The organism is Streptomyces sp. NPDC059788 (assembly GCF_042732265.1).
Classification (GTDB): domain Bacteria; phylum Actinomycetota; class Actinomycetes; order Streptomycetales; family Streptomycetaceae; genus Streptomyces.
Map to the genome: position 1 here is coordinate 39704 of NZ_JBHWHY010000029.1, position 25816 is coordinate 65519.

The 25816-nt window shown below is 75.5% G+C and carries 2 protein-coding genes (1 of these 2 only partly in view); both read left to right on the top strand.

The window, feature by feature from the left end:
• Nucleotides 1-14385: an amino acid adenylation domain-containing protein gene (locus tag ACFV57_RS24900; protein ID WP_385236347.1), complete on the top strand. Its 14385-nt coding sequence runs from the start codon at nt 1-3 to the stop codon at nt 14383-14385.
• A protein-coding gene (locus ACFV57_RS24905) for a non-ribosomal peptide synthase/polyketide synthase (RefSeq protein WP_385236350.1) crosses the window boundary here: on the top strand, nt 14382-25816 show its 5' portion. 5974 nt of this gene lie beyond the right edge of the window; only the first 11435 of its 17409 coding nucleotides appear in the window; its start codon is at nt 14382-14384; its stop codon lies off the right edge, out of view. Before ACFV57_RS24900 ends, ACFV57_RS24905 begins: the two co-directional genes overlap by 4 nt.

Genomic DNA, 25816 nt, shown 5'->3' on the forward strand with positions numbered 1-25816 from the left:
ATGTCCGAGGGTGGAACGGCCCTGCGTCACGGCACGTCGGCGGCCCAGCTGGGGGTGTGGGTCGCGCAGCAGTTGGAGCCGGACAACCCGCTCTACAACTGCGGTGTCCTCTTCGACATCGGCGGCCCGGTCGACCCGGCGCTGATCGACCGGGCCGTGGCCCGCGCCGTCGAGGACACCGAGGCGCTGCGGGTGCGGTTCGCCGAGGACGCGGACGGGCTGTGGCAGTACCCCGTCACCGGCACCGCGCCGGTCCGCCACGTGGACATGGGCGCGGCGGCCGACCCGTACGAGGCCGCCCTCGCCTGGCTGCGGGAGGACCTGGCCGTGCCCGCCGACCTGACCCGCGGCCCGCTCTACGGACACGCTCTGCTGCGCCTGGCCGACGACCGCCACCTGCTGGCCTTCCGCTACCACCACATCGCCCTCGACGGCTGGGGCCAGACCCTGCACTGCCGCCGCATCGCCGAGGTCTACACCGCACTGGGCAAGGGCGACCAGCCGCCCGCCACCCCCTTCGGCAGCCTGCGCGACCTGCTCGACGAGGACGCCGCGTACCAGGTCTCGCCCGCCCGCGAACGGGACCGCGCGCACTGGCTCGACGCGCTGGCCGCCCCGCCCGAGCCGGTGCGGCTCGCCGCCGGGTCCGCGCCGCCCGCCCACAGCGACCTGCGCGCCACCCGGTGGCTGACCGACGCGGGGACCCGCGCGCTGACGGACGCGGCCCGCGCGGCCGGCACCCGCTGGACCGTGGTGCTGACCGCCGCCCTCGCCGCCTACCTGCACCGCACCACCGCCGCCCGCGACCTGGTGCTCGGCTTCCCGGTCGCAGGCCGCACCGGCCCGGCCGCCCTCGCCACTCCCGGCATGTCCGCCAACGAGGTGCCGCTGCGCCTGGCGGTCCGGCCGTCCGACACCCTCGAAGAGCTGACCGGACAGGTGGCCCGGCAGGTGCTGCGCGCCATCCGGCACCAGCGTTACCGGGGCGAGGATCTCCAGCGCGACCTGGGACGCTCCGGCGAGCACCCGCTCACCGGGCCCGTCGTCAACCTCGTCGCCTACGACCAGAGCGTCTGCTTCGGAGAGCACACCGTCACGGCCCGGCAGCTGTCGACCGGCCGCGTCAAGGACCTCGCGGTGCACGCCTACGGAGCCGCGGACGGCGCCGGCGGCATCCGGCTCGACTTCGACGCCAACCCCGCGGTGTACGACGACGCCGAACCGGCCGCGCACCGCGACCGGTTCATGGCCTTCCTGGACGGTCTGCTCGCCGACGTCACCCGCCCGGTGGGCCGGGTGGACGTGCTGGCCCCCGCCGAGCGCCGCCGCGCCCTCGTGGAGTGGAACGACACCGCCCGGCCGCTGCCCGCCGCCTCGCTGCCCGGCCTGTGGGCCGCGCAGGCCGCCGCCACCCCGGACCGGCCCGCCGTCACCGCGGACGGCCGTACCCTCACGTACGCGGAGCTGGACGAGCGGTCCGACCGCCTGGCGCGGCGGCTGATCCGCCGCGGCGCGGGCCCGGAGACGTTCGTGGCCCTTCTGCTGCCGCGCTCGACGGAGCTGGTCGTCGCGTTGCTCGCGGTGGTCAAGTCGGGCGCCGCGTACGTGCCGGTGGACCCGGACTACCCGGCGGACCGCATCCGCTACATGACCGAGGACGCCCGCCCGGCACTGGTACTGACCACGTCCGGGCTCGCCGACCGGGTCCCGGTCCCGGCCGGGCGGCGCGTCCTGCTGGACGGTACGGACGGCACGGACGGCCCGGACGGCGTGAACGGGGCGGAGGACCTGGACGGTACGGATCAGCCCGGCACCCCCGGCGCCACCCCCGGCCCGGTGACCGACGCCGAGCGCACCGCCCCGCTGCTGCCCGGCCACCCCGCCTACGTCATCTACACCTCCGGCTCGACCGGCCGCCCCAAGGGCGTCGTCGTCGAGCACCGCTCCCTCGCGGCCTACCTCCAGCGGGCCCGCGAGGTCTACCCGGCCGCCGCGGGCGCCTCCCTGCTGCACTCGCCGGTCGCCTTCGACCTGACCGTCACCGCCCTGTACACACCGCTCGTCAGCGGCGGCTGCGTCCACCTGGGCGAGCTGACGGCGGAGACCGTACGCGGCACCGGACGGCCCTCGTTCATGAAGGTCACCCCCAGCCATCTGGAGATCCTCGACGCGCTGCCGGACGAGGCGTCGCCGGCCGACATGCTGATCATCGGCGGCGAGGCGCTGTACGGGCGGGCGCTCGCCGCCTGGCGCCGCCGCCACCCGGGCGCCGTCGTGGTGAACGCGTACGGCCCGACCGAGGCCACCGTCAACTGCCTCGACCACCGCCTGGAGCCCGGCGCGCCCACCCCCGAAGGCCCGGTGCCGATCGGGCGCCCCTTCTGGAACACCCGCGCCTACGTGCTGGACGCCGCGCTCCAGCCGGTGCCGCCGGGCCTGCCCGGGGAGCTGTACATCGCCGGCACCGGACTGGCCCGCGGCTACTGGACGCGCCCGGGACTGACCGCCGAACGGTTCGTCGCCGACCCGCACGCGGACCTGCACGGCGACCCCGGCGCCCGGATGTACCGCACCGGCGACCTGGTGCGGCAGCTGCCCGACGGGGCGCTGGAGTTCGTCGGGCGCGCGGACGACCAGGTCAAGATCCGCGGCCACCGGATCGAGCTGGGCGAGATCACCGGCCGGCTGGTGCGGCTGCCCGAGGTCGCGCGGGCCGTCGTGATCGCCCGCGAGGACCGGCCCGGCGACCACCGCCTGGTCGCCTACGCGGTGCCGCACGGCGGCGCCCACCCCGAGTCGCTGCGCGAACAGCTGGCCGACGTGCTCCCCGAGTACATGGTGCCGTCCGCCGTCGTCCTGCTGGACGAGCTGCCGCTGACCCCCAACGGCAAGCTGGACCGCGCGGCGCTGCCCGCGCCCGAATACGCCACCGACACCGCGGAGCGGGCACCCCGCACCCCGCAGGAGGAGATCCTGTGCGGGCTGTTCGCGCAGGTCCTCGGGGTGCCGCGGGTCGGTGTCGACGAGGACTTCTTCGCCCTGGGCGGGCACTCGCTGCTCGCCACCCGGCTGATCTCCCGCGCCCGCGCCGCGTTCGGCGCCGACCTCTCCGTACGCCAGATCTTCCGCACGCCGACCGTGGCCGGCCTGGCCCGGGTGCTCGCCACGGCCGACGGCGCCGCGCCGCCCCGTCTGACGGCCGCCGCCCGCCCCGCGCGGATACCGGCCTCGCCCGCGCAGCACCGCTGGTGGCTGCTGGACCGCATGGAGGCCGCGGACGCCGCCGCCACCCACAACATCCCCGCGGCGCTGCGGCTGTCCGGCCCGCTCGACCGGGACGCCCTGCACGCGGCCCTCGCCGATGTCGTGTCCCGGCACGAGCCGCTGCGCACCCTGCTGACGGAGGACGCCGACGGACTGTGGCAGACGGTCCTCGCCCCCGAGGACGCCCGGCCCGGCCTGCCGGTGACCGCCACCGCCCGGCAGGACCTGGACGGCGAACTCGCCCGGGCCGCCCGCACCCGCTTCGACCTGGCCGCACAACCGCCGCTGCGCGCCCATCTGTTCCCCCTCTCCGCGACCGAACACGTCCTGCTGCTGGTCGTCCACCACGTCGCCGCGGACGGCTGGTCCATGGACCGCCTGGTGCGCGACCTCGCCACGGCCTACACCGCCCGTCACGACGGCCGCGCCCCCGGCTGGGAGCCGCTGGCCGCGCACTACGCCGACTACACCCTGTGGCAGCGCGAAGTGCTCGGCTCCGAGGACGACCCCGAAAGCGTCGTCTCCCGGCAGCTCGCCTACTGGAAGACGGCGCTGGCCGGACTGCCCGACGACCTGGCGCTGCCCGCCGACCGGCCGCGCCCCGCCGTCTCCTCCGGCGCGGGCGACCACTTCGAGTTCGACGTGCCGGCCGCCCTGCACGCCTGTACGGTCGACCTGGCCCGCTCCCACCACGCCAGCGTCTTCATGGTCGTACAGGCCGCGCTCGCCGCCCTGCTCAGCAGGCTCGGCGCGGGCACCGACATCCCGGTCGGCTCGCCGATCGCCGGGCGCACGGACGAGGCCGTCGAGGCGAACGTCGGGGTGTTCGTCAACACGCTGGTGCTGCGCGCCGACGTGTCCGGCAACCCCTCCTTCGCCGAACTCCTCGGCCGGGTACGGGAGAGCGACCTGGCGGCCTACGCCCACCAGGACGCCCCCTTCGAGCGTGTCGTCGAGGCGCTGAACCCCGTACGGTCGCTCAACCGCGGCCCGCTGTTCCAGATCATGCTGGCCTTCCAGAACACCTACCGCCACGACGGCGTCAACGCGATGAACGCGGTGCCCGGCCTCGACGCGGAACTGGTGCCCAGCCACACCGGCACCTCCCCGTTCGACTTCTCCCTCGACCTCGGCGAGCGCTTCACCGCCGACGGGGAACCGGCCGGCATGTACGGCGGCATGGAGTACAGCACCGAACTGTTCGAGCGCCGCACGGCCGGGCTCCTCGTCGAGCGTCTGCTGCGCGTCCTGGACCAGGCGTGCGCCGACCCGGACCGCCGCGTACGGGACCTGGACGTGCTCTCCGGCACCGAGCGCCGGGAACTGCTGGAGGGGTACAACGCCACCGACCGAGAGGTGGCTCCGGCCACGGTCGCGGAGCTGTTCGCGGCGCAGGCGGCCCGTACACCGGATGCCGAGGCGCTGGTGTACGAGGGCGAGTCGCTGACGTACGCCGAACTGGACGCGCGGGCGAACCGGCTGGCCCGGCTGCTGGCCCGGCACGGCGCCGGACCGGAGTCCCGGGTCGCGGTCATGGTGCCGCGCTCGCTCCAGCTCATGACCGCCCTCCTGGGCGTGCTCAAGGCCGGTGCCGCCTACGTGCCCGTGGACGCCGACTACCCGGCCGACCGCATCCGCTACGTCCTCCAGGACGCCGCGCCGAGCCTCGTACTGACCCTCTCGGACACCGGCTCGCGGGGAGCGGCCGACGCGGCCGGCGTGCCCGAACTGGTGCTGGACGCGCCGGAGGTGGCACAGGCCCTCGCCCGCGAGGACGGCACGGACCCGGGCACCCCGACCGACCCCCGGCACCCCGCGTACGTCATCTACACCTCCGGCTCCACCGGCCGCCCCAAGGGCGTGGTGGTACCGCACCGGGGCGTCGTGAACCGCCTGCTGTGGATGGAGCACCACTACGGCCCCGGCGCCGGGGAACGGGTGCTCCAGAAGACGCCCGCCGGGTTCGACGTGTCCGTATGGGAGTTCTTCTGGCCGCTGATCAGCGGCGCGGTCCTCGTCCTGGCACGGCCGGAGGGCCACAAGGACCCCGCCTACCTGGCGGACCTGATCCGCCGGGAGCGCGTCAGCGTCGCGCACTTCGTGCCGTCGATGCTCCAGGCGTTCCTGGCCGAGCCCACCGCGGCCGGCTGCACCAGCCTCGTACGGGTGCTGTGCAGCGGCGAAGCCCTCCAGGGCGGCACCAGGGCCCGCTTCGCCGAACTGCTCGGCGCCTCGCTGCACAACCTCTACGGGCCCACCGAGGCGTCGGTGGAGGTGACCTACTGGGACTGCGGCCCGGACGAGGGCACGGCGCCGGTGCCGATCGGCCGGCCCCTGTGGAACACCCGGGTCTACGTCCTCAACGAGGCCCTGCGGCCGGTGCCGCCCGGCGTACCGGGGGAGTTCTACCTCGCGGGCGTGCAGCTGGCCCGCGGCTACCTGGGACGCCACGGGCTGACCGCCGAACGCTTCGTGGCCTGCCCGTACGGCGAGCCGGGCGGGCGGATGTACCGCACCGGCGACGTGGTGCGCCGGCATCCCGCGGGCCACCTGGAGTTCGTCGGCCGCGCGGACGACCAGGTCAAGCTGCGCGGACAGCGCGTCGAGCCGGGGGAGATCGCGGCCGTGGTGGCCGCCGACCCGGCGGTCGCCCAGGCCGTGGTGCTGGTCCGGGAGGACTGGCCCGGGGACCAGCGGCTGGTGGCCTACGCGGTTCCCGCCGCGGGCGCCGCGCTCGACCCCCGTGCGGTGCGCGAGCGCGCCGCACGCGAACTGCCCGACTACATGGTGCCGTCCGTGGTCGTCCCCCTGGACGCGCTGCCGCTGTCGCCCAGCGGCAAGCTGGACCGCAAGGCCCTGCCGGTGCCCGAGCGGGAGCGGGCGGGCGCGCACCGGCCGCCGCGCACCCCGCGCGAGGAGATCCTGTGCGGCATCTTCGCCGACGTGCTCGGCGTGCCCCGGGTCGGCATCGACGACGGCTTCTTCGAACTGGGCGGCCACTCCCTGCTCGGCACCCGGCTGATCGCACGGGTCCGCGCCGTGCTCGGCGCCGACCTGTCCGTGCGTGACCTGTTCGCCGCGCCGACGGTGGCGGGGCTGGCGGAACGCCCCGCCTGGCGGCCGGAGGGCCGCGAGCGGCCCGCGCTCGTACGGTCCCGGCGCCCGGAGGCCGTCCCGGCGTCGTTCGCGCAGCGGCGGCTGTGGTTCCTCGACCGCATGGAGGGGCCGGGCGCGACGTACAACATGTCGGTCGCGCTGCGCCTGCACGGCGCGCTGGACCGGGCCGCCCTGGCCGGGGCGCTGGCGGACGTCGTCGCGCGGCACGAGGCGCTGCGCACGGTGTTCGAGGACGTGGACGGGGAGCCGTACCAGGTGGTGCTGGACGCCGCCGACGCGGTGCCGGAACTGCCGGTGACCGAAGTCGCCGAGGAAGAACTCGCGGAGCGGATCGCCGCGTTCGGAAGGCGCGGCTTCGACCTGGCGGCCGGGCTGCCGCTGCGGGCGGGCCTGTTCGCCGTCGCGCCCGCAGAGCACGTACTCGTGCTGGTGATCCACCACATCGCCGGGGACGGCTGGTCCAAGGCGCCGCTGGCCCGCGACCTCGCCGCGGCCTACACGGCCCGTACGGAGGGCCGCCCGGCCACGCTGCCGGAACCGCCCGTGCAGTACGCCGACTACGCGCTCTGGCAGCGCGAACTCCTCGGCGCCGAGGACACCGCCGACAGCCTGGCCGGCGAACAGATCGCCTACTGGCGCCGGACGCTGGCCGGGCTGCCGGAGGAACTGGAACTGCCGACGGACCGGCCCCGCCCGGCGGCGGCCGGATACCAGGGCGCGGTGGTGCCGTTCCGCGTCGAGGCGGAGCTGCACGGCAAGCTGCTGGCGCTGGCCCGCGACTGCGACGCCAGCCTGTTCATGGTCGTGCAGGCCGGACTGGCGGCGCTGCTGACCCGGCTCGGCGCGGGCACCGACATCCCGATCGGCTCGCCGGTGGCAGGACGGACCGACGAAGCCCTGGACGACCTGGTCGGCTTCTTCGTCAACACCCTGGTACTGCGCGCCGACACCAGCGGCTCGCCGACGTTCCGGGAGCTGATCGGCCGGCTGCGCGAGGCCGGCCTCGGCGCCTACGCCCACCAGGACCTGCCCTTCGAACGGCTGGTGGAGATCCTCAACCCGGTCCGGTCGGCAGCGCGGCACCCGCTGTTCCAGGTGATGCTGGCCTTCCAGAACGACACCGGGACCGGCCTGGAGCTGCCCGGCCTCACCCTGCGGCCGGAGCCGCTGCCGCTGGACATCGCCAAGTTCGACCTCTCCTTCCACCTCGGCGAACTGCCCGGCCCGGACGGCGCGCCCGCCGGGATGACGGGCCGGGCCGAGTACGCCACGGACCTCTTCGACCGCGGCACCGTCGAGCGCCTGACGGCCCGGCTGCTGCGCGTGCTGCGGGCCCTCGCCGACCGGCCGGACCTGCGGATCGGCGAGGTCGCCGTACTCGACCCCGCCGAGCGCCACGACCTGCTGGAGACGTGGAACCCGGCCCGCGCCGAACCGGCCGGGCCGCGGACCCTGCACGGCCTCTTCGAGGCGCAGGCCGCGCGCACCCCCGGCCACGTCGCCGTCGTCCACGAGGACGAACAGCTCACCTACGCCGAACTGGACGCCCGCGCCGCCCGCCTGGCCCGCCTGCTCGTGGACCGCGGCGCCCGCCCCGAGGAACCGGTGGCGCTCGTGCTGCCCCGCTCGGTGGACCAGGTCGTCGCGATGCTCGCGGTCCTCAAGGCGGGCGCGCCGTACGTACCGCTGGACCCGGAGTACCCCGTGGAGCGGCTGCGCCACGTGGCCGCCGACAGCGGCGCCCGGCTGGTGCTGACCCGGCACGGCGTCATCGAGGACGGTCTCTTCGACGAGCACGTACGGCCGGTCTTCCTGGACGGGCCGTGGGACACCGGCACGGCGGACGGCGACCCCGGCCCGGCCCTGCCCGGCCCCGGCGCCCGGCCCGCGAACCTCGCGTACGTGATCTACACGTCGGGGTCCACCGGCCGCCCCAAGGGCGTCGCCGTCAGCCACGCCTCCATCGCCGGCTTCCTCGCCTGGAACCAGCGGGTGTGCGCCCTGACGACCGACGACGCGGTGCTGCAGAACCACTCGGTGGCCTTCGACAACTCCGTGTGGGAAATCTTCCAGTGCCTCGTCTCCGGCGCCCGGCTGCACCTGGTGCCCGCGGAGACCGCCTACGACCCCGAGCGCTTCCTGCGCGTCGTACGGGAAGCGCGGATCACCTCGCTGAACGCCACGCCCTCCCAGCTGCGGATGCTCCTGGGCGCCGACGGCGACACGGCCGCGAGCCTGGCCACCGTGCGCCTGGTGTTCACCGGCGCCGAGGCGGTGCCCGCGGACGTGGCCCGGCGGCTCCTCGCGGTCACCCGCGACGACTGCGAGATCTTCAACGAGTACGGGCCCACCGAGGCCACCGTCACCTCCGCGACCTGCCCGATCACCGCGGACCTGCTCGACGCCCACCGGGCGCAGCCCAGCGTCCCCTTCGGCCGCCCCACCGACAACGCCCGCCTCTACCTCCTCGACGACTGGCTGCAGCCGGTCGCGCCCGGCTCCCGCGGCACCCTCTACGTCGGCGGCTCCGCCGTCGGCCGCGGCTACCTGAACAACCCGCGCCGCACCGCCGCCGACTTCGTCGCCGACCCGTACGCCGGGGTCCCGTCCGCGCGCATGTACCGCACGGGCGACGTGGTCAGGCTGCTGCCCGACGGCAACCTGGTCTTCCTCGGCCGGGCCGACGACCAGGTCAAGGTGCGCGGCTTCCGCATCGAGCTGGGCGAGGTCGAGACGGTGCTGGCCCGGCACCCGGACGTGGGCCAGGCGGCCGTGGCGGTGCGGGGCGGGCGCCTGGCGGGCTACGTCCGGCCGGCGCCGGGGCGCGAGCCCGGCCCGGCCGGGGTCCGCGACTTCGCGGCCGGGGTGCTGCCGGACTACATGGTGCCGTCGGCGGTCGTCGTGGTGGACGCGTTCCCGCTCACCCCCAACGGGAAGCTGGACCGGCGCGCGCTGCCCGACCCGGACTTCGGGGCGCTCTCCTCGGGCCGCGGGCCGCGCGACGAGCGCGAAGCGGCCCTGTGCGCCGTCTTCGCCGACGTGCTCGGCGTGGAGCGGGTCGCCGTCGACGACGACTTCTTCGCCCTCGGCGGCCACTCCCTGCTGGTCACCCGCCTGGCGGGGCGCGTACGCGCCGCGTTCGGCACCGAACTGTCCATCCGGCAGGTCTTCGACGCGCCCACCGTCGAACGCCTCGCGGCCGTCCTCGCCACGGCGGGCCGCGCCCGCACCCCGCTCACCCCCGCCGACCCGTCCGTCACCCGCATCCCGCTGTCGTACGCACAGCAGCGGCTGTGGTTCCTCCAGCACCTCCACGGGCCCAGCCCCGCCTACAACATCGCCGCCGCCCTGCGGCTGGACGGCACCCTGGACCGGGCGGCCCTGCAAGCGGCCCTCGCCGACGTGGCCGACCGCCACGAACCGCTGCGCACGGTCTTCGCGGAGGACTCCGAAGGGCCGTACCAGAACGTGCTGCCCCGTGGGTCCGTGCACCGGGACCTGCCCGTCACGGACGTCGGCGACCGGCCACTGGAACAGCACCTGGCGGACGCCGCCGGAACCGGCATCGACCTGATGACCGACGCGCCGTTCCGGGCGCACCTGTTCGCCGTGGCGCCCGAGGAACACGTCCTGCTGCTGGTGATCCACCACGCCGCCGCCGACGGCTGGTCGCTGCCGCCGCTGGCCCGCGACCTGGTCACCGCCTACGAGGCCCGTACGGCAGGCCGCGCACCCGACTACGCGCCGCTGCCCGTGCGCTACGCCGACTACAGCCTCTGGCAGCACGACCTGCTCGGCACCGAAAGCGACCCCGGCTCCGTCCTGGCCCGCCAGCTCGCCCACTGGCGGCAGGCGCTGGCGGACCTGCCCGCCGAACTGGCGCTGCCGGCCGACCACCCCCGCCCCGCCGCCGCCTCCGAGGACGGCGCCGAGACCGCCGCCGACATCTCCCCCGAGACGCACCGGGCGCTGCTGCGGCTGACCCGGGAGACCGGCACCAGCCTGCTCATGGTCGTGCACGCCGCACTGGCCGTCCTCCTCACCCGGCACGGCGCCGGCGCGGACATCCCGATCGGCACACCGGTCGCCGGCCGCGACGACGAGGCGCTGGAGGACCTGGTCGGCTTCTTCGTCAACACCCTGGTGCTGCGCGCCGACACCGGCGGCGACCCCCGCTTCACCGACCTGCTCGCACGCGTACGGGAGAGCGACCTGGCCGCCTACGCGCACCAGGACGTGCCCTTCGAGAGGCTGGTCGAGGAGCTGAACCCGGAGCGGTCCCTGGGGCGTCACCCGCTGTTCCAGGTGATGCTGCGGGTGGACGGCCACGACCGGAACACGGCCCTGGAGACCGTCGCCCGGCTCGCCGGACTGACCGTCACCCGGCAGCACACCGGTACCGGCGCCGCCAAGTTCGACCTGAACTTCGCCGTGGAGGAGCGCTACGGCGCCGACGGCGGCCCGGCCGGACTGCGCGCCGGGCTGGAGTACCGCACGGACCTCTTCGAGCCGGGCACCGCACAGCTGCTCGTACGACGCCTGGCCCGCCTCCTGGCGGAGATCGCCGGGCACCCGGACCGCCGGATCGGCGACTTCGGCATCCTCGACGAGGACGAGCGGCAACGCGTGCTCGTCACGTGGAACGACACCGCCCGCGAGGTGCCGGAAGGCGGCCTGGCGCAGCTGTTCGCCGCCCAGGCCGAGCGCACCCCGGACGCCGTCGCCGTGACGGGCGACGACGCGGAGCTGACCTACGCCGGGCTGGACGCCCGCGCCACCGCCCTCGCCGGCCGCCTGGCCGCCCTCGGTGTGTGCAGGGAAACCCCGGTCGCGCTGCTGACGGAGCGCTCCGTGCACGTGCCGGTGGCGGTCCTGGGCATCCTCAAGGCCGGTGGCGCGTACGTACCGCTGCACCTCACCGACCCGCCCGCCCGGCTGCGGCACGTCGTCCAGGACACCGGCGCCCCCGTCGTGGTCGCCGACCGCGCCCTGGCCGCGCGCGCCGCCGAACTGGGCGTGCCGGTGGTCGTCGTGGACGAGCCGGACCCGGACGCCCCGGGCACTACGGTCGCCGCGGAACTGCCCGGCGATGCGCTGCCGGACCACCTGGCGTACGTGATGTACACCTCCGGCTCCACCGGCACGCCCAAGGGCGTCGCCGTCACCCAGCGCGACGTCGCCCAGCTCGCCTTCGACCGGCGCTTCGCCGGGGACGCGCACCGCCGGGTGCTGCTCCAGTCGGCCCGCGCCTTCGACGCCTCGACCTACGAACTGTGGGTCCCGCTGCTCAACGGCGGCCGGATCGTCGTCGCGCCGCCCGGCGACCTGGACGTACCCGCCCTTCAGGCAGTGCTGGACCGGCACGCGGTGACCGCGCTGTGGCTGACCGCCGGCCTGTTCCGGGTCGTCGCCGAGGAGGCGCCCGGCTGCCTGCGCGGCGTGCGGGAGGTGTGGGCGGGCGGCGACGCGGTGCCCGCCGAGGCCGTACGGCGCGTACGCGAGGCGTGCCCGGACACCACCGTCGTCGACGGCTACGGCCCCACCGAGACCACCACGTTCGCACTGGCCCACCCCCTGCGCCCGCACGACCCGGTGCCGCGCACGGTGCCCGTCGGGCGGCCGCTGGACAACATGCGGGTGTACGTCCTGGACGCCGCGCTGCGCCCGGTGCCGCCCGGCGTCGCCGGTGAGCTGTACATCGCCGGGGCGGGCCTGGCCCGCGGCTACGCCGGACGGCCCGCGCCGACCGCCGAACGCTTCACCGCCGACCCGCACGGCGCCCTCTTCGGCGCCCCCGGCTCCCGCATGTACCGCACGGGCGACCTCGCGCGGTGGACGGCGGACGGCGTGGTCGAGTTCGCGGGCCGCGCCGACGACCAGGTCAAGCTGCGCGGTTTCCGTATCGAACCGGGCGAGATCGAGGCCGTGCTGGCCCGCCACCCGGGCGTTGCGCAGAGTGCGGTCCTGGTCCGCGAGGACCGGCCGGGCGACCGGCGGCTGGCGGCCTACGTCGTACCGGCCGCCGGCGACGCGGACGGCGACGGCACCCGCGCCCCGTCCCTGGACACCGAAGCGCTGCGCGGGCACCTCGCCGGTGAACTGCCCGACTACATGGTGCCCTCGGCGGTCGTCGTCCTCGGCGCCCTGCCGCTGACCCCCAACGGCAAGGTGGACCGCCGGGCCCTGCCCCGCCCGGAGTACGGGGAGACGACGGGCCGCCGGGCCCCGCGCGACGAGCGCGAGGCGCTGCTCGGCAGCCTGTTCGCCGAGGTGCTCGGGCTGCCCGAAGCGAGCCTGGACGAAGGGTTCTTCGCCCTCGGCGGCGACAGCATCATGGCCATCCAGCTCGTCAGCAAGGTCCGCAGGGCCGGGTACGAGATGTCCGTACGCGACGTCTTCGAGCACCAGACGGCGGCCGGACTGGCCCGCGCCGTCCGGCGCGTGGACGACAGCGCGGACACCGCGGCCGACTCCGCGGGGCGTACCGGACCGGTGCCGCCGACCCCCGTCATCCACTGGCTCCGCGAACTCGGCGGCCCCATCGCACGGTTCAGCCAGTCGCAGGTCGTACGCGTCCCCGCCGGACTGCGGGAGGAGCACCTCACCGGAGCCCTGCAAGCGGTCCTCGACCACCACGACGCCCTGAACATGCGGCTGCACGTCACCGGGAGCGGGTGGGAGCTGGAGATACCGGAGGGCGGCCGGGCCACGGCCACGGCGCTGCTGCGCCGGGTCGACGCGACGGCCGCCGCCCCGGACCCCGACCGCTTCCGCGCGCTGCTGCTCGAAGAGGGCACCGCCGCCCGCGCCCGGCTCGCGCCGGAGGACGGTGTGATGGTGCAGGCGGTGTGGTTCGACGCCGGGCCGCACCGGCAGGGCAGACTCCTGCTGGTCATCCACCACCTGGTCGTCGACGGTGTGTCCTGGCGCATCCTGCTGCCCGACCTGGCCGAGGCGTACCGGGAGCTGGCCGCAGGCCGCACCTCCGCCCTCCAGCCCGTCGGCACCCCCTTGCGCCGCTGGGCACAGCGCTTGCAGGCGCGCGCCGCCGACCCGCTCACCCCCGAGGAACTGGCCCTGTGGACCGACACGGTGGCCACCCCCGGCCCCCGGCTCGGCGCCAACGCCCTCGACCCGGAGCACGACACCCACTCCACGGCCGGGTCGCTCTCCGTGACCTTGCCGTCGTCCGTCACCGAAGCCGTACTGGGCACCGTGCCGGAGGTGTTCCGTGCCGGTGTGGACGACGTCCTGCTGGCGGCCTTCGCCCTCGCCGCCGCCGAATGGCACGCCACCCGCGACACACCACCCGCCGGAACGGCCACCGGGGTCCTGCTGGACCTCGAAGGCCACGGCCGGGCGGAGGACTTCGCGGGCGGCGGCACCGACCTGTCCCGCACCGTCGGCTGGTTCACCGACATCCACCCCGTACGGCTGGACCCGGGACCGTTCGACCGGGCCGACGCCTTCGCCGGCGGACGGGCCGCGGGCGACCTGATCAAGCGCACCAAGGAACAGCTGCGCGCCGCTCCGGACCGCGGCATGGGCTACGGCCTGGCGCGCTACCTCGCCCCGGACACCGCACCGCGGCTCGCCCGGCACCCGCGCCCCGAGATCGCCTTCAACTACCTCGGGCGCTACGCGGTCGGCACCGGCGACGAGGCCGGTGACTGGACCGTCGAGACGGGCGCCGCCACCGGCCCCGACCACGACCCGGACATGCCGCTGTCCCACGTGCTGGAACTGAGCGCCGCCACCCGCGACACCCCGCAGGGCCCCGAACTGGTGGCCGTGTGGACCTGGGCCGGACGGCTGCTGTCCGAGGACGGCGTCCGCGACCTGGCCCGGTGCTGGTTCCGGGCCCTGGAAGCGCTCGCCGAGCACGCGCACCACCCCGACGCCGGCGGGCTCACCCCGTCCGACGTGGCGCTGTCCTCCATAGGCCAGCAGGAGATCGACGAGTTCGAGGAAGAGTTGACGCAGGAGTGGGAGACGCTGCAGTGAGCCGACAGAAGCGGGCCATCGAGGACATCTTTCCGCTCTCCCCGTTGCAGGAGGGCCTGCTGTTCCACAGCGTCTACGACCGGTCGGGCAACGACGTCTACACGGCACAGACGGTCTTCGACCTGGCCGACCCCCTGGACACCGACGCCCTGCGCGCCGCCGTCGCGGCCCTGCTGCGCCGCCACGCGCCGCTGCGCGCCTGCTTCCGGCAGCGCAGGACGGGCGAGTGGGCCCAGCTCGTCCTGCGGGCCGTCGAGCCGGTGTGGGAGGACATCGACCTGAGCGCGCGGCCCGCCGCCGAGCGGGCTGCCGAGGCGGACCGCATCGCCGCCGAGGACCGGGTGCGCCGCTTCGACCTGGCAAGCCCTCCGCTGATGCGCTGCACCCTGATCCGGCTCGGCGGCGGCGCGTACCGCTTCCTGCTGACCAGCCACCACCTGCTGTACGACGGCTGGTCGCTGCCGCTCCTGGCCCGCGAGCTGTTCGCGCTGTACGAGAACGGGGGAGCGGACGGCACGCTGCCCCCGGTGACGCCGTACCGCGGCTATCTGACCTGGCTCGCCGCGCAGGACCGCGACCAGGCGCGGGAGGCCTGGGCCGACGCCCTGTCCGGTCTGGAGGAGGGCACGCTCGTCGCGCCGGGCGCCGACCGCGAACCGGCCATGCCCGAGGAGGCCCACCTCCGGCTCACCGCACAGGACACCGCCGCGCTGACCGGCTGGGCCCGCGAGCGCGGGCTGACGCTCAGCACCGTCGTACAGGGCGCCTGGGCGCTGGTCCTGGCGAGCCTTACGGGGCGGTCCGACGTGGTCGCCGGCATCACGGTCAACGGACGCCCGCCGGAGGTCGACGGCGTCGAGTCGATGGTGGGCCTGTTCATCAACACCCTGCCGCTGCGGCACCGCATCCGGCCCGACGAGACCCTCGAAGCGATGCTGCGGCGGCTCCAGGCCGAACAGTCCCGGCTGACCGCCCACCAGCACCTGGGGCTCTCCGAGATCCAGCGGCAGACCGCGGCCGGCGAACTCTTCGACACCCTCTGCGTCTTCCAGAACTACCCGTCCAGCGGCGCCGGCCGCCGCGCCCTGGGCAACGCCCTGCACGTCACCGGCGTCGCCACCCGGGACGCCACGCACTACCCGCTCGCGCTGATCACCGCCCCCGGCGAGCGGCTGGCCTTCCGACTGGACCACCGGCCGGACGTCTTCGACGAGGCGGCGGCACAGACCGTCCTCGACCGGCTGGGCCGGGTCCTGGACGTGCTCGTGCGCGACCCGGCCCGCCCGGTGGGCCGCATCTCACTGCTCGCCGACGACGAGCGGCGCCGGGTGCTGGAAGAGTGGAACGCCACCGCGCACGAGGTGGCTCCGGCCACCGTGCCGGAGCTGTTCGCCGCGCAGGCGGCCCGTATACCGGATGCCGAGGCGCTGGTGTACGAGGGCGAGTCGCTGACGTACGCCGAACTGGACGCGCGGGCGAACCGGCTGGCCCGGCTGCTGGCCCGGCACGGCACCGGGCCCGGCGCCCGGGTCGCCGTGCTCGTGCCCCGGTCGGCCGGACTGGTCGTCGCGCTGCTCGCCGTCCTCAAGGCGGGAGCCGCGTACGTCCCCGTGGACGCCGACTACCCGGCCGACCGCATCGGCTACGTCCTTCAGGACGCCGCGCCGAGCCTCGTACTGACCGTCTCGGACACCGCGAGAACGGCGGCCGCGACGCCCGGCACCACGCGGCTCGTCCTGGACTCGCCCGACGTGCGCGAAGCGCTGGCGCGGGAGGACGGGGCGGCCCCGGACACCGCCCTCACACCCGGCCTGCCCGCCTACGTCATCTACACCTCGGGCTCCACCGGCCGCCCCAAGGGCGTCGTCGTACCGCACCGCGGCGTGGTCAACCGACTGCTGTGGATGCAGGACACGTACGGCCTGACCGCCGCCGACCGGGTGCTCCAGAAGACCCCGGCCGGGTTCGACGTGTCGGTGTGGGAGTTCTTCTGGCCGCTGCTGACCGGCGCCGTCCTGGTGGTGGCGCGGCCGGAGGGCCACAAGGACCCCGCGTACCTGGCCGAGGTGATCCGCCGCGAGCGGATCACCACCGCGCACTTCGTACCGTCGATGCTCCAGGCGTTCCTGGCCGAGCCCGCCGCGGCCGGCTGCACCAGCCTGGTACGGGTGGTGTGCAGCGGCGAGGCTCTGTCGGGCGAGGTACGCGCACGGTTCGCGCGCACACTGGACGCCTCGCTGCACAACCTGTACGGGCCCACGGAAGCGTCGGTGGACGTCACGTCCTGGGCCTGCGGCGACGAACACACCGGGACGGTGCCCATCGGGCGGCCCGTGTGGAACACCCGCACGTACGTGCTGGACGCGGCGCTCAACCCGGCCGCGCCCGGAGTGCCGGGCGAGCTGTACTTGGCGGGCGTGCAGCTGGCACACGGCTATCTGCACCGCGCCGGGCTGACCGCCGAGCGGTTCGTGGCCTGCCCGTTCGGGGCGCCCGGCACGCGGATGTACCGCACCGGCGACCTCGCGCGCTGGCACGCCGACGGCCACCTGGAGTTCCTGGGCCGCGCCGACGACCAGGTCAAGATCCGCGGTCAGCGCGTCGAACCCGGCGAGATCGAGGCGGTGCTCGCCGCCCACCCGGACGTGGCGCAGACCGCGGTCGTGGTCCGTGAGGACCGGCCCGGCGACCAGCGGCTGGTCGCCTACCTGGTGCCGGCGGCCGGCACCGGACTGGACGGCGCCGCCGTACGGGCGCACGCGGCACGCGAACTGCCGGACCACATGGTGCCGTCGGCCGTCATGGTGCTGGACGCGCTGCCGGTGACGGCCAACGGCAAGCTGGACCGCAAGGCCCTCCCGGCGCCCGGACACGCCGCGGGCGGCGGCGGACGCGCCCCGCGCGACCCCCGCGAGGAGCTCCTGTGCGGCCTGTTCGCCGAGGTGCTCGGCGTGCCCCGGGCCGGCGTCGACGACTCCTTCTTCGACCTCGGCGGCCACTCCCTGCTGGTGACCCGCCTGGTCAGCCGCATCCGCTCGGTCCTGGGCGCCGAACTCACCATCCGCCAGGTCTTCGAGGCACCCACCGTCGCGGCGCTGGCCGCGCTGCTCGACGACGCCGCGGACGCCCGGCCCGCCGTCACCCCGGCCACGCCCCGCCCGGAGCGGATACCGCTGTCCCTCGCGCAGGAACGGCTCTGGTTCCTGCACGGGTTCGAAGGCCCCTCCGCGACGTACAACATGCCCCTCGCCCTGCGGCTGACCGGCCCACTGGACCGGGCCGCGCTGCGCTCCGCCCTCGCCGACCTCGTCGCCCGCCACGAGCCGCTGCGCACCGTCTTCGCCGAGGACGCGCAGGGCGCCCGGCAGGTCGTCGGGGAACCGGCCGGCCTGGAGCCGACCGTCGTCGAGGACGCGGCCGACGGCATCGGGGAACGCCTCGCCGAGGCGGCCCGCCACCCCTTCGACCTGACCGCCGAACCACCTGCCCGCGCCTGGCTGTTCGCGACGGGCCCCGAAGAACACGTCCTGCTCCTGCTCGTCCACCACATCGCCGCCGACGGCTGGTCGGTACGGGTCCTCGCCGACGACCTGGCAACCGCATACACGGCACGGCACACGGGACAGCCGCCCGCCTGGGCGCCGCTGCCGGTGAGCTACGCCGACTACACCCTGTGGCAGCGAGCCGTCCTCGGCTCGCAGGACGACCCCGCCTCGCCGCTGGGCCGCCAGCTCGCGTACTGGCGCGAGGCCCTGGCCGGGCTGCCCGGGGAACTGACGCTCCCGGCCGACCGGACGCGCCCCGCCGTCGCCTCGCACGGCGGCGACCGGATCGACTTCGCCCTCCCGGCCGCCGCCCACGCCGCGCTGACCGGCCTGGCCCGCGCCAACGGCGCCAGCCTCTTCATGGTCTTCCAGGCCGCGCTGGCCGCCCTGCTGTCCCGGCTGGGCGCCGGCACCGACATCCCGATCGGCTCGCCCGTCGCCGGCCGGACCGACGACGCCGTGGAGCAGGTGTCCGGGCTCTTCATCAACACGCTGGTGCTGCGTACGGACGTCTCCGGCGACCCCACCTTCACCGAACTGCTCGCCCGCGTACGGGAGACCGACCTCGCCGCCTACGCCCACCAGGACGTGCCCTTCGAGCGGCTGGTCGAGGAACTGAACCCGGAACGCTCGCTGGCCCGCCACCCGCTGTTCCAGGTCATGCTGGCCGCCGCCCAGGACGGCAACGGCGAACCGGTCCGGCTGCCCGGCCTCACCACGGCCCCCGTGCGCGCCGACACCGGCACCGCGCAGTTCGACCTCTACCTCACCCTCCGGGAACGCCACACCGAGGACGGCAGCCCCGAAGGCGTGTCCCTGAGCCTGGAGTTCAGCACCGACCTCTTCGACCGCGCCACGGCCGAGACCCTCGCCGCGCGCCTGACCCGCGTCCTGGACGCGGCCGCCACCGCCCCCGACACGCCCCTGCGCGACCTCGGCCTGCTCGACGCTGACGAACGCGCACGCGTCCTGACCACCTGGAACGCCACCGCGACCGCGCTGCCCGCCGCCTCGGTCACCGACCTGTTCGAGGCACAGGCCGCCCGCACCCCGCACGCGGTCGCCGTCGAACACGACGGCGGCAGCATGACGTACGCCGAACTGAACACCGCCGCCAACCGGCTGGCCCACCACCTGATCACGCAGGGCTGCGGCCCCGAACGGTACGTCGCCCTCGCACTGCCCCGCACCGGACAGCTCACCGTGGCGCTGCTCGCCGTCCTCAAGACCGGCGCGGCCTACCTGCCGCTCGACCTCGACCACCCCGCCGACCGGCTCGCCCTGATGGTCCAGGAGGCGGCGCCCGCACTCACCCTCACCACCACCGGCGCCCGCCTCCCGCACCCGGGCCCCGCGCTGCTCCTCGACACCCCGCAGGCCCGGGACACGCTCGCCCGGCAGCCCGCGGACAACCCGGCCGACAGCGACCGCACGGCGCCCAGCGCGCCACAGCACCCGGCGTACGTCATCTACACCTCCGGCTCCACCGGCCGGCCCAAGGGCGTGGTCGTACTGCGCGGCGCCCTGCTCAACTTCCTGCACGACATGGGCGACCGGCTCGCCCTCGGCCCCGCCGACCGGCTGCTCGCCGTGACCACCCTCGGCTTCGACATCGCCGGACTGGAGATCTTCGGTCCGCTGCTGCGCGGCGCCACCGTCGTGCTCGCCGGCCGCGACACCGTACGCGACCCGGCCGCGCTGCGCGCCCTCGCCGCCGACGGCGCCACCGTCATGCAGGCCACCCCCAGCCTCTGGCACGCCTTGGTCTCCGACGGCGAGCCCGGCTTCCTGCGCGGCATCCGGGTGCTCACCGGCGGCGAGCCACTGCCCGCCGCCCTGGCCGCGACGCTGCACGCGCACGCCGCGTCGGTCACCAACCTCTACGGCCCCACCGAGACCACCATCTGGTCCACCGCCGCCGAGATCGCCGGGAACACCGCCGGCACGCCCGTCATCGGCCGTCCGGTCGCCAACACCCGTACGTACGTCCTCGACCGCGCCCTGCGCCCGGTGCCGCCCGGCGTGGCAGGCGAACTCCACATCGCGGGCGCGGGTGTGACCCGCGGCTACCTCGGCCGCCACGGCCTGACCGCCGAACGGTTCGTCGCGGACCCCTACGCCGCCGCCCACCACGACCCGGGCGGCCGGATGTACCGCACCGGCGACCTCGTCCGGTGGACCGCCGACGGCACCCTCCAGTTCCTCGGGCGCGCCGACGACCAGGTCAAGCTGCGCGGCTTCCGTATCGAACCCGGCGAGATCGAAGCCGTGCTGGCCGGCCGCCCGGACGTCGCGCGGGCCGCCGTCGTGGTCCGCGAGGACCGGCCGGGGGACCGGCGGCTGGTGGCCTACACGGTGCCCGCCGACGCCGTCGCCCCGTCACCCGCCGTACTGCGCGACCACGTTGCCGCCGCCCTGCCCGAGTACATGGTGCCCGCCGCGTACGTCACGCTCGACGCGCTGCCGCTGACCCCGAACGGCAAACTGGACCGCAAGGCCCTGCCCGCGCCCGAGCACGGCACGGGCAGCGGCGGACGCGCCCCGCGCGGACCCCGCGAAGAGATCCTGTGCGAACTGTTCGCCGACGTACTGGGCGTCCCCGAGGTCTCCATAGACGACGACTTCTTCGCCCTCGGCGGCCACTCCCTGCTGGCCACCCGGCTGGCCGCCCGCGTCCGCAGCGCGCTCGGCGCCGAACTGGCCGTCCGCGGACTGTTCGAGGCGCCCACCGTCGCCCGGCTGGCCGCACTGCTCGACGGCGCGGGACACGCCCGCCGCGGCGTGACCGCCGGGCCCCGGCCCGAGCGGCTGCCCCTGTCGTACGCCCAGCAGCGCCTGTGGTTCCTCAACCGCTACGAAGGCCCGAGCGCCACCTACAACATGCCGCTCGCGCTGCGCCTATCGGGCCGCCTGGACCGGGCGGCGCTGCGGGCCGCGCTCGCGGACCTGGTGGCCCGCCACGAGCCGCTGCGCACCGTCTTCGCCGAGGACGAGGACGGCTCGTACCAGGTGGTCCTGGACGACGCCGTGCTGGAGCCCGACGTTGTCGAAGTGACCGGGGACGGCCTGGACGCGGCCCTGTCCGAAGCGGCCGCGCACGCCTTCGACCTGTCCGCCGAGGTGCCGGTGCGCGCCTGGCTGTTCGCCGTCGCGCCCGAAGAGCACGTCCTGCTGCTCCTCGTGCACCACATCGCGGCCGACGGCTGGTCGCTGCCGGTCGTCTCCCGTGACCTCGCCCGTGCCTACACAGCCCGCGGCGCCGGGCAGCGGCCCGACTGGCGCCCGCTGCCCGTGCAGTACGCCGACCACACACTCTGGCAGCGCGACGTCCTCGGCGCGGCCGGGGACCCCGAATCGCCCCTCGGCGAGCAACTGGCCTACTGGCGCGCCGCTTTGGCGGAGCTGCCGGAGGAGATCGCCCTGCCGGCCGACCGGCCCCGCCCCGCCACGCCCTCGCACCAGGGCGGCCGGATCGACTTCACCGTCCCCGCCGGCCTCCACGCGGCCCTGGCCGGGCTCGCCCGCGAGACGCGCTCCAGCCTGTTCATGGTGCTCCAGTCGGCCCTGGCCGCCCTGCTCTCCCGGCTCGGCGCCGGACGGGACATCCCCCTCGGCAGCCCCGTCGCCGGACGCGCGGACGAGGCCGTGGAAGACCTCGTCGGCCTGTTCGTCAACACGCTCGTGCTGCGCACCGACCTGACGGGCACCCCCACCTTCGCCCAGCTCGTCGAGCGGGTACGGGAGACCGACCTCGCCGCCTACGCCCACCAGGACGTGCCCTTCGAACGGCTCGTCGAGGACCTCAACCCGCAACGCTCGCCGTCCCGCCACCCGCTCTTCCAGGTCCTGCTGGTCCTGGACAACGCGATACGGCAGCAGACCCCGCCCGGCCTCCCCGGCCTCACCGCCGCCCCCCAGCCGGTGCACACCGGCGTCGCCCGCTTCGACCTGCTGTTCTCCTTCACCGAGCGACGCGGCACCGACGGCGCGCCACTGGGCGTCGACGCGGCGCTGGAATACAGCGCCGACCTCTTCGACCACGCCACCGCCGCCGCGCTCACCACCCGGCTGCTGCGGCTGATGACGGCCGTCACCACCGACCCGCACCAGGACGTGCACGCCCTGGACGTCATGGGCCCCGACGAGCGGCACCAGGTCCTGACAGGCTGGAACGACACCGCGCGCGACCTGCCCGCCACCACCCTGCCCGCGCTGTTCGAGCAGCAGGCGGCGCTGCGCCCCACGGCACCGGGCGTCATCGACGGGGACACCGTCCTCACCTACGGCGAACTGAACATCCGCGCCAACCGGCTCGCCCGCCGCCTCGTCGCCCGCGGCGCAGGCCCCGAACAGCGGGTGGCCATCGCCCTGCCGCGCTCCGCCGCCTGGCCGGTGGCGCTGCTCGCCGTCCTGAAGACCGGCGCCGCCTGGCTGCCCGTCGACCCCCGGCAGCCCGAAGAGCGCGTCGCCTTCATCCTCCAGGACAGCCGCCCCGCCCTGGTGCTCGACACCGACGACACGGACCTGCCGGACCTGGCCGCGCTCTCCGGCGCCGACCTCACCGACGCCGAACGCACCGCCCCCCTCTCGCCGCACCACCCCGCGTACGTCATCTACACCTCCGGCTCCACCGGCCGCCCCAAGGCCGTCGTGATGCCGGCCGGTGCCCTGGTCAACCTGCTGGCCTGGCACGCGGACGCGGTGCCCGGCGGCCCCGGCTCCGTCACCGCCCAGTTCACCGCCGTCGGCTTCGACGTCTGCGCACAGGAAATGCTCTCCGCGCTGCTGCACGGCGGCACCCTGGCGATCTGCCCCGACGACGTACGCCGCGACCCCGACGCGCTGGCCGCCTGGCTGGAACGGCACGCCGTACAGGAGCTGTACGCACCGAACCTGGTCGTGGACGCCGTCTGCCGCGCCGCCGACGAGCAGGGACTGCGGCTGCCCGCACTGCGCCACGTCGCCCAGGCGGGCGAGGCGCTGACCCCGCGCGGCGCCGTCCAGCACTTCCACGCCCGCCGCCCGCACAGCACCCTGCACAACCACTACGGGCCGACCGAGACACACGTGGTCACCGCCCGCACCATGGACGGCGACCCGGGCGCCTGGCCGGAGGCCGCGCCGATCGGCCGGCCGGTCACCAACACCCGTGCCTACGTCCTCGACAGCGGCCTGCGGCCGGTGCCGCCGGGCGTCGTGGGCGAGCTGTACATCGCGGGCGCCGGGCTGGCCCGCGGCTACTGGGACCGTCCGGCGCTGACCGCGCAGCGGTTCGTGGCCTGCCCGTTCGGGGCGCCGGGGGAGCGGATGTACCGCACCGGCGACCTCGCACGGTGGAACGGCGACGGCGAACTGGACTACCGCGGCCGGGCCGACGACCAGGTCAAGATCCGCGGCTTCCGCATCGAACCGGGCGAGGTACGGGCCCTGCTGCTGCGCCACCCGGACGTCGCGGGCGCCGCCGTGACCGTCCGCGAGGACACCCCGGGCGACCGCCGCCTGGTGGCGTACGCGGTGCCCGCGGACGGCGCCGCGCTCGACACCGCGGCCCTGCGCGCATACGCCAGGGACGCGCTGCCCGACTACATGGTGCCGTCGGCGGTCGTCGCGCTGGACGCGCTGCCGCTGACCCCCAACGGCAAACTGGACCGCCGGGCACTGCCCGCGCCCGCCCCCGGCACGGACGGCGACGGCACCGGCCGGGCGCCGCGCTCCCCGCAGGAGGAGATCCTGTGCCAGGTCTACGCCGAGGTGCTGGGTGTCCCCGAGGTCACCATCGACGACGACTTCTTCGCGCTCGGCGGCCACTCGCTGCTGGCCACCCGGCTGGCCGGCCGCATCCGCGCCACCCTCGCCGTCGAGGTCGCGGTCCGGCAGGTCTTCGAGGCACCCACCGTCGCGGCGCTCGCCGCGCTCCTGGCGGACGCCGCGGGAGCCCGTACGCCGGTCACCGCCGTCGTGCCCCGGCCCGCCCGGGTGCCGCTGTCCTTCGCCCAGCAGCGCCTGTGGTTCCTCGAACGCCTCCAGGGCCCGAGCGCCACGTACAACATCGCGGCCGGCATGCGCATCGCCGGACCCCTGGACGTGCACGCGCTCCGCGCGGCACTGGCGGACACCGTGGCCCGGCACGAGTCGCTGCGCACCGTCTACGCCGAGGACGCCGAAGGACCGCACCAGGTCCTGCTGGCGGACGCCGTCCCCGAGCTGCGCGTCACGGCCGCGGCCGAGGACGACGTGGCGGACCTCGCCGCCGAGGCCGCCCGGATTCCCTTCGACATCGCCCGCGAACTGCCCGTACGCGCACACCTCTTCGCGATCACACCCGAGGACCACGTCCTCGTCGTGGTGCTGCACCACATCGCGGGCGACGGCTGGTCGATGCCCGTCCTCGGGCGCGACGTCGGCACCGCCTACGCGGCCCGGCGCGCGGGCCACGCCCCCGCCTGGCCGGCCCCCGCCGTGCAGTACGCCGACTTCACCCTGTGGCAGCGGGCCGTCCTGGGCTCCGAGGACGACCCGGACAGCACCGTCAGCCGCCAGCTCGACCACTGGCGGCGCACGCTCGACGGCACTCCGCAGGAACTCGCGCTGCCCGCCGACCGGCCCCGCCCCACGCGGCCCACGCACGAAGGCGCCTTGGCCGGCTTCACGATCCCGGCCGAGCTGTACGGACGGCTGCGCGACGTGGCGCGGCAGTCCCGCGCCAGCCTGTTCATGGTGCTCCAGGCGGGCCTGGCCGCGCTGCTGACGCGGCTCGGCGCGGGCACCGACATCCCGGTGGGCGCCCCCGTCGCCGGCCGCACCGACGACGCGCTCGGCGACGTGGCCGGGCTGTTCGTCAACACCCTCGTGCTGCGCACCGACACGTCCGGCACCCCCACCTTCACCGAACTGGTCGCCCGCGTACGGGAGACCGACCTCGCCGCCTACGCCCACCAGGACGTGCCCTTCGAACGGCTCGTGGAGGCACTGGCCCCGCAGCGGTCACTGGCCCGCCACCCGCTGTTCCAGGTCGCGCTGGCCCTCAACAACACCGCGCAGCCGGCCGCCGCCGGCGCCATGACGCTGCCCGGGACGGCCATCACCCCGTACGCCGTCGGCACCGCCACCGCCAAGGTCGACCTCGCCTTCGCCCTCCACGAGCGCCACGACGCGGAACACGGCGGCCTGCACGGCGTCCTCGAATACAGCACCGACCTCTTCGACCCGGCCACCGCACACCGGCTGGCCGAACGCTACGTACGCCTGCTGGACGCGGTCTCCGCCGACCCCGGCCGCCCCGTCGCGCACGCCGGCATCCTGGACGCGGACGAACGGCGCCGAGTCCTCGGTGAATGGGCCGCCACCGCGCCCGCGCTGCCCGCCCGCACCCTGCCCTCGATGATCGAGGAACAGGCCGCGCGGACCCCGGACAGCACCGCCGTGGAAAGCGCCGGACACCGGCTCTCCTACGCCGAACTCAACGCCCGAGCCAACCGGCTGGCCCGCCTGCTCGCCGCTCGCGGCGCCGGCCCCGAACAGCTGGTCGCGCTCGCCCTGCCCCGCTCGGCCGACTGGGTGGTGGCCATGCTCGCCGTGGTCAAGACCGGGGCCGCGTGGGTTCCCGTGGACCCGCATTACCCGGCCGACCGCATCGCCTACATGCTCGGCGACGCCCGCCCGGCGCTCGTCCTGACCGAGCCCGGGACCCGCGACCGGGTCACCGGCGCTGTGGACGAACGGACCGTGGACGGCCGGACCGTGGACCTGGGCGACGCGGCGGTGCGGGACACCCTCGCCGCCCTGCCGGACACCGACCTCACCGACGCCGACCGCACGGCCCCCCTGCACCCCTCCCACACCGCGTACGTCATCTACACCTCCGGCTCCACCGGCCGCCCCAAGGG

Bases quoted from the DNA above. Each gene is read 5' to 3' on its own strand.
- ACFV57_RS24900 (WP_385236347.1), top strand. From the start codon at position 1: ATGTCCGAGGGTGGAACGGCCCTGCGTCACGGCACGTCGGCGGCCCAG.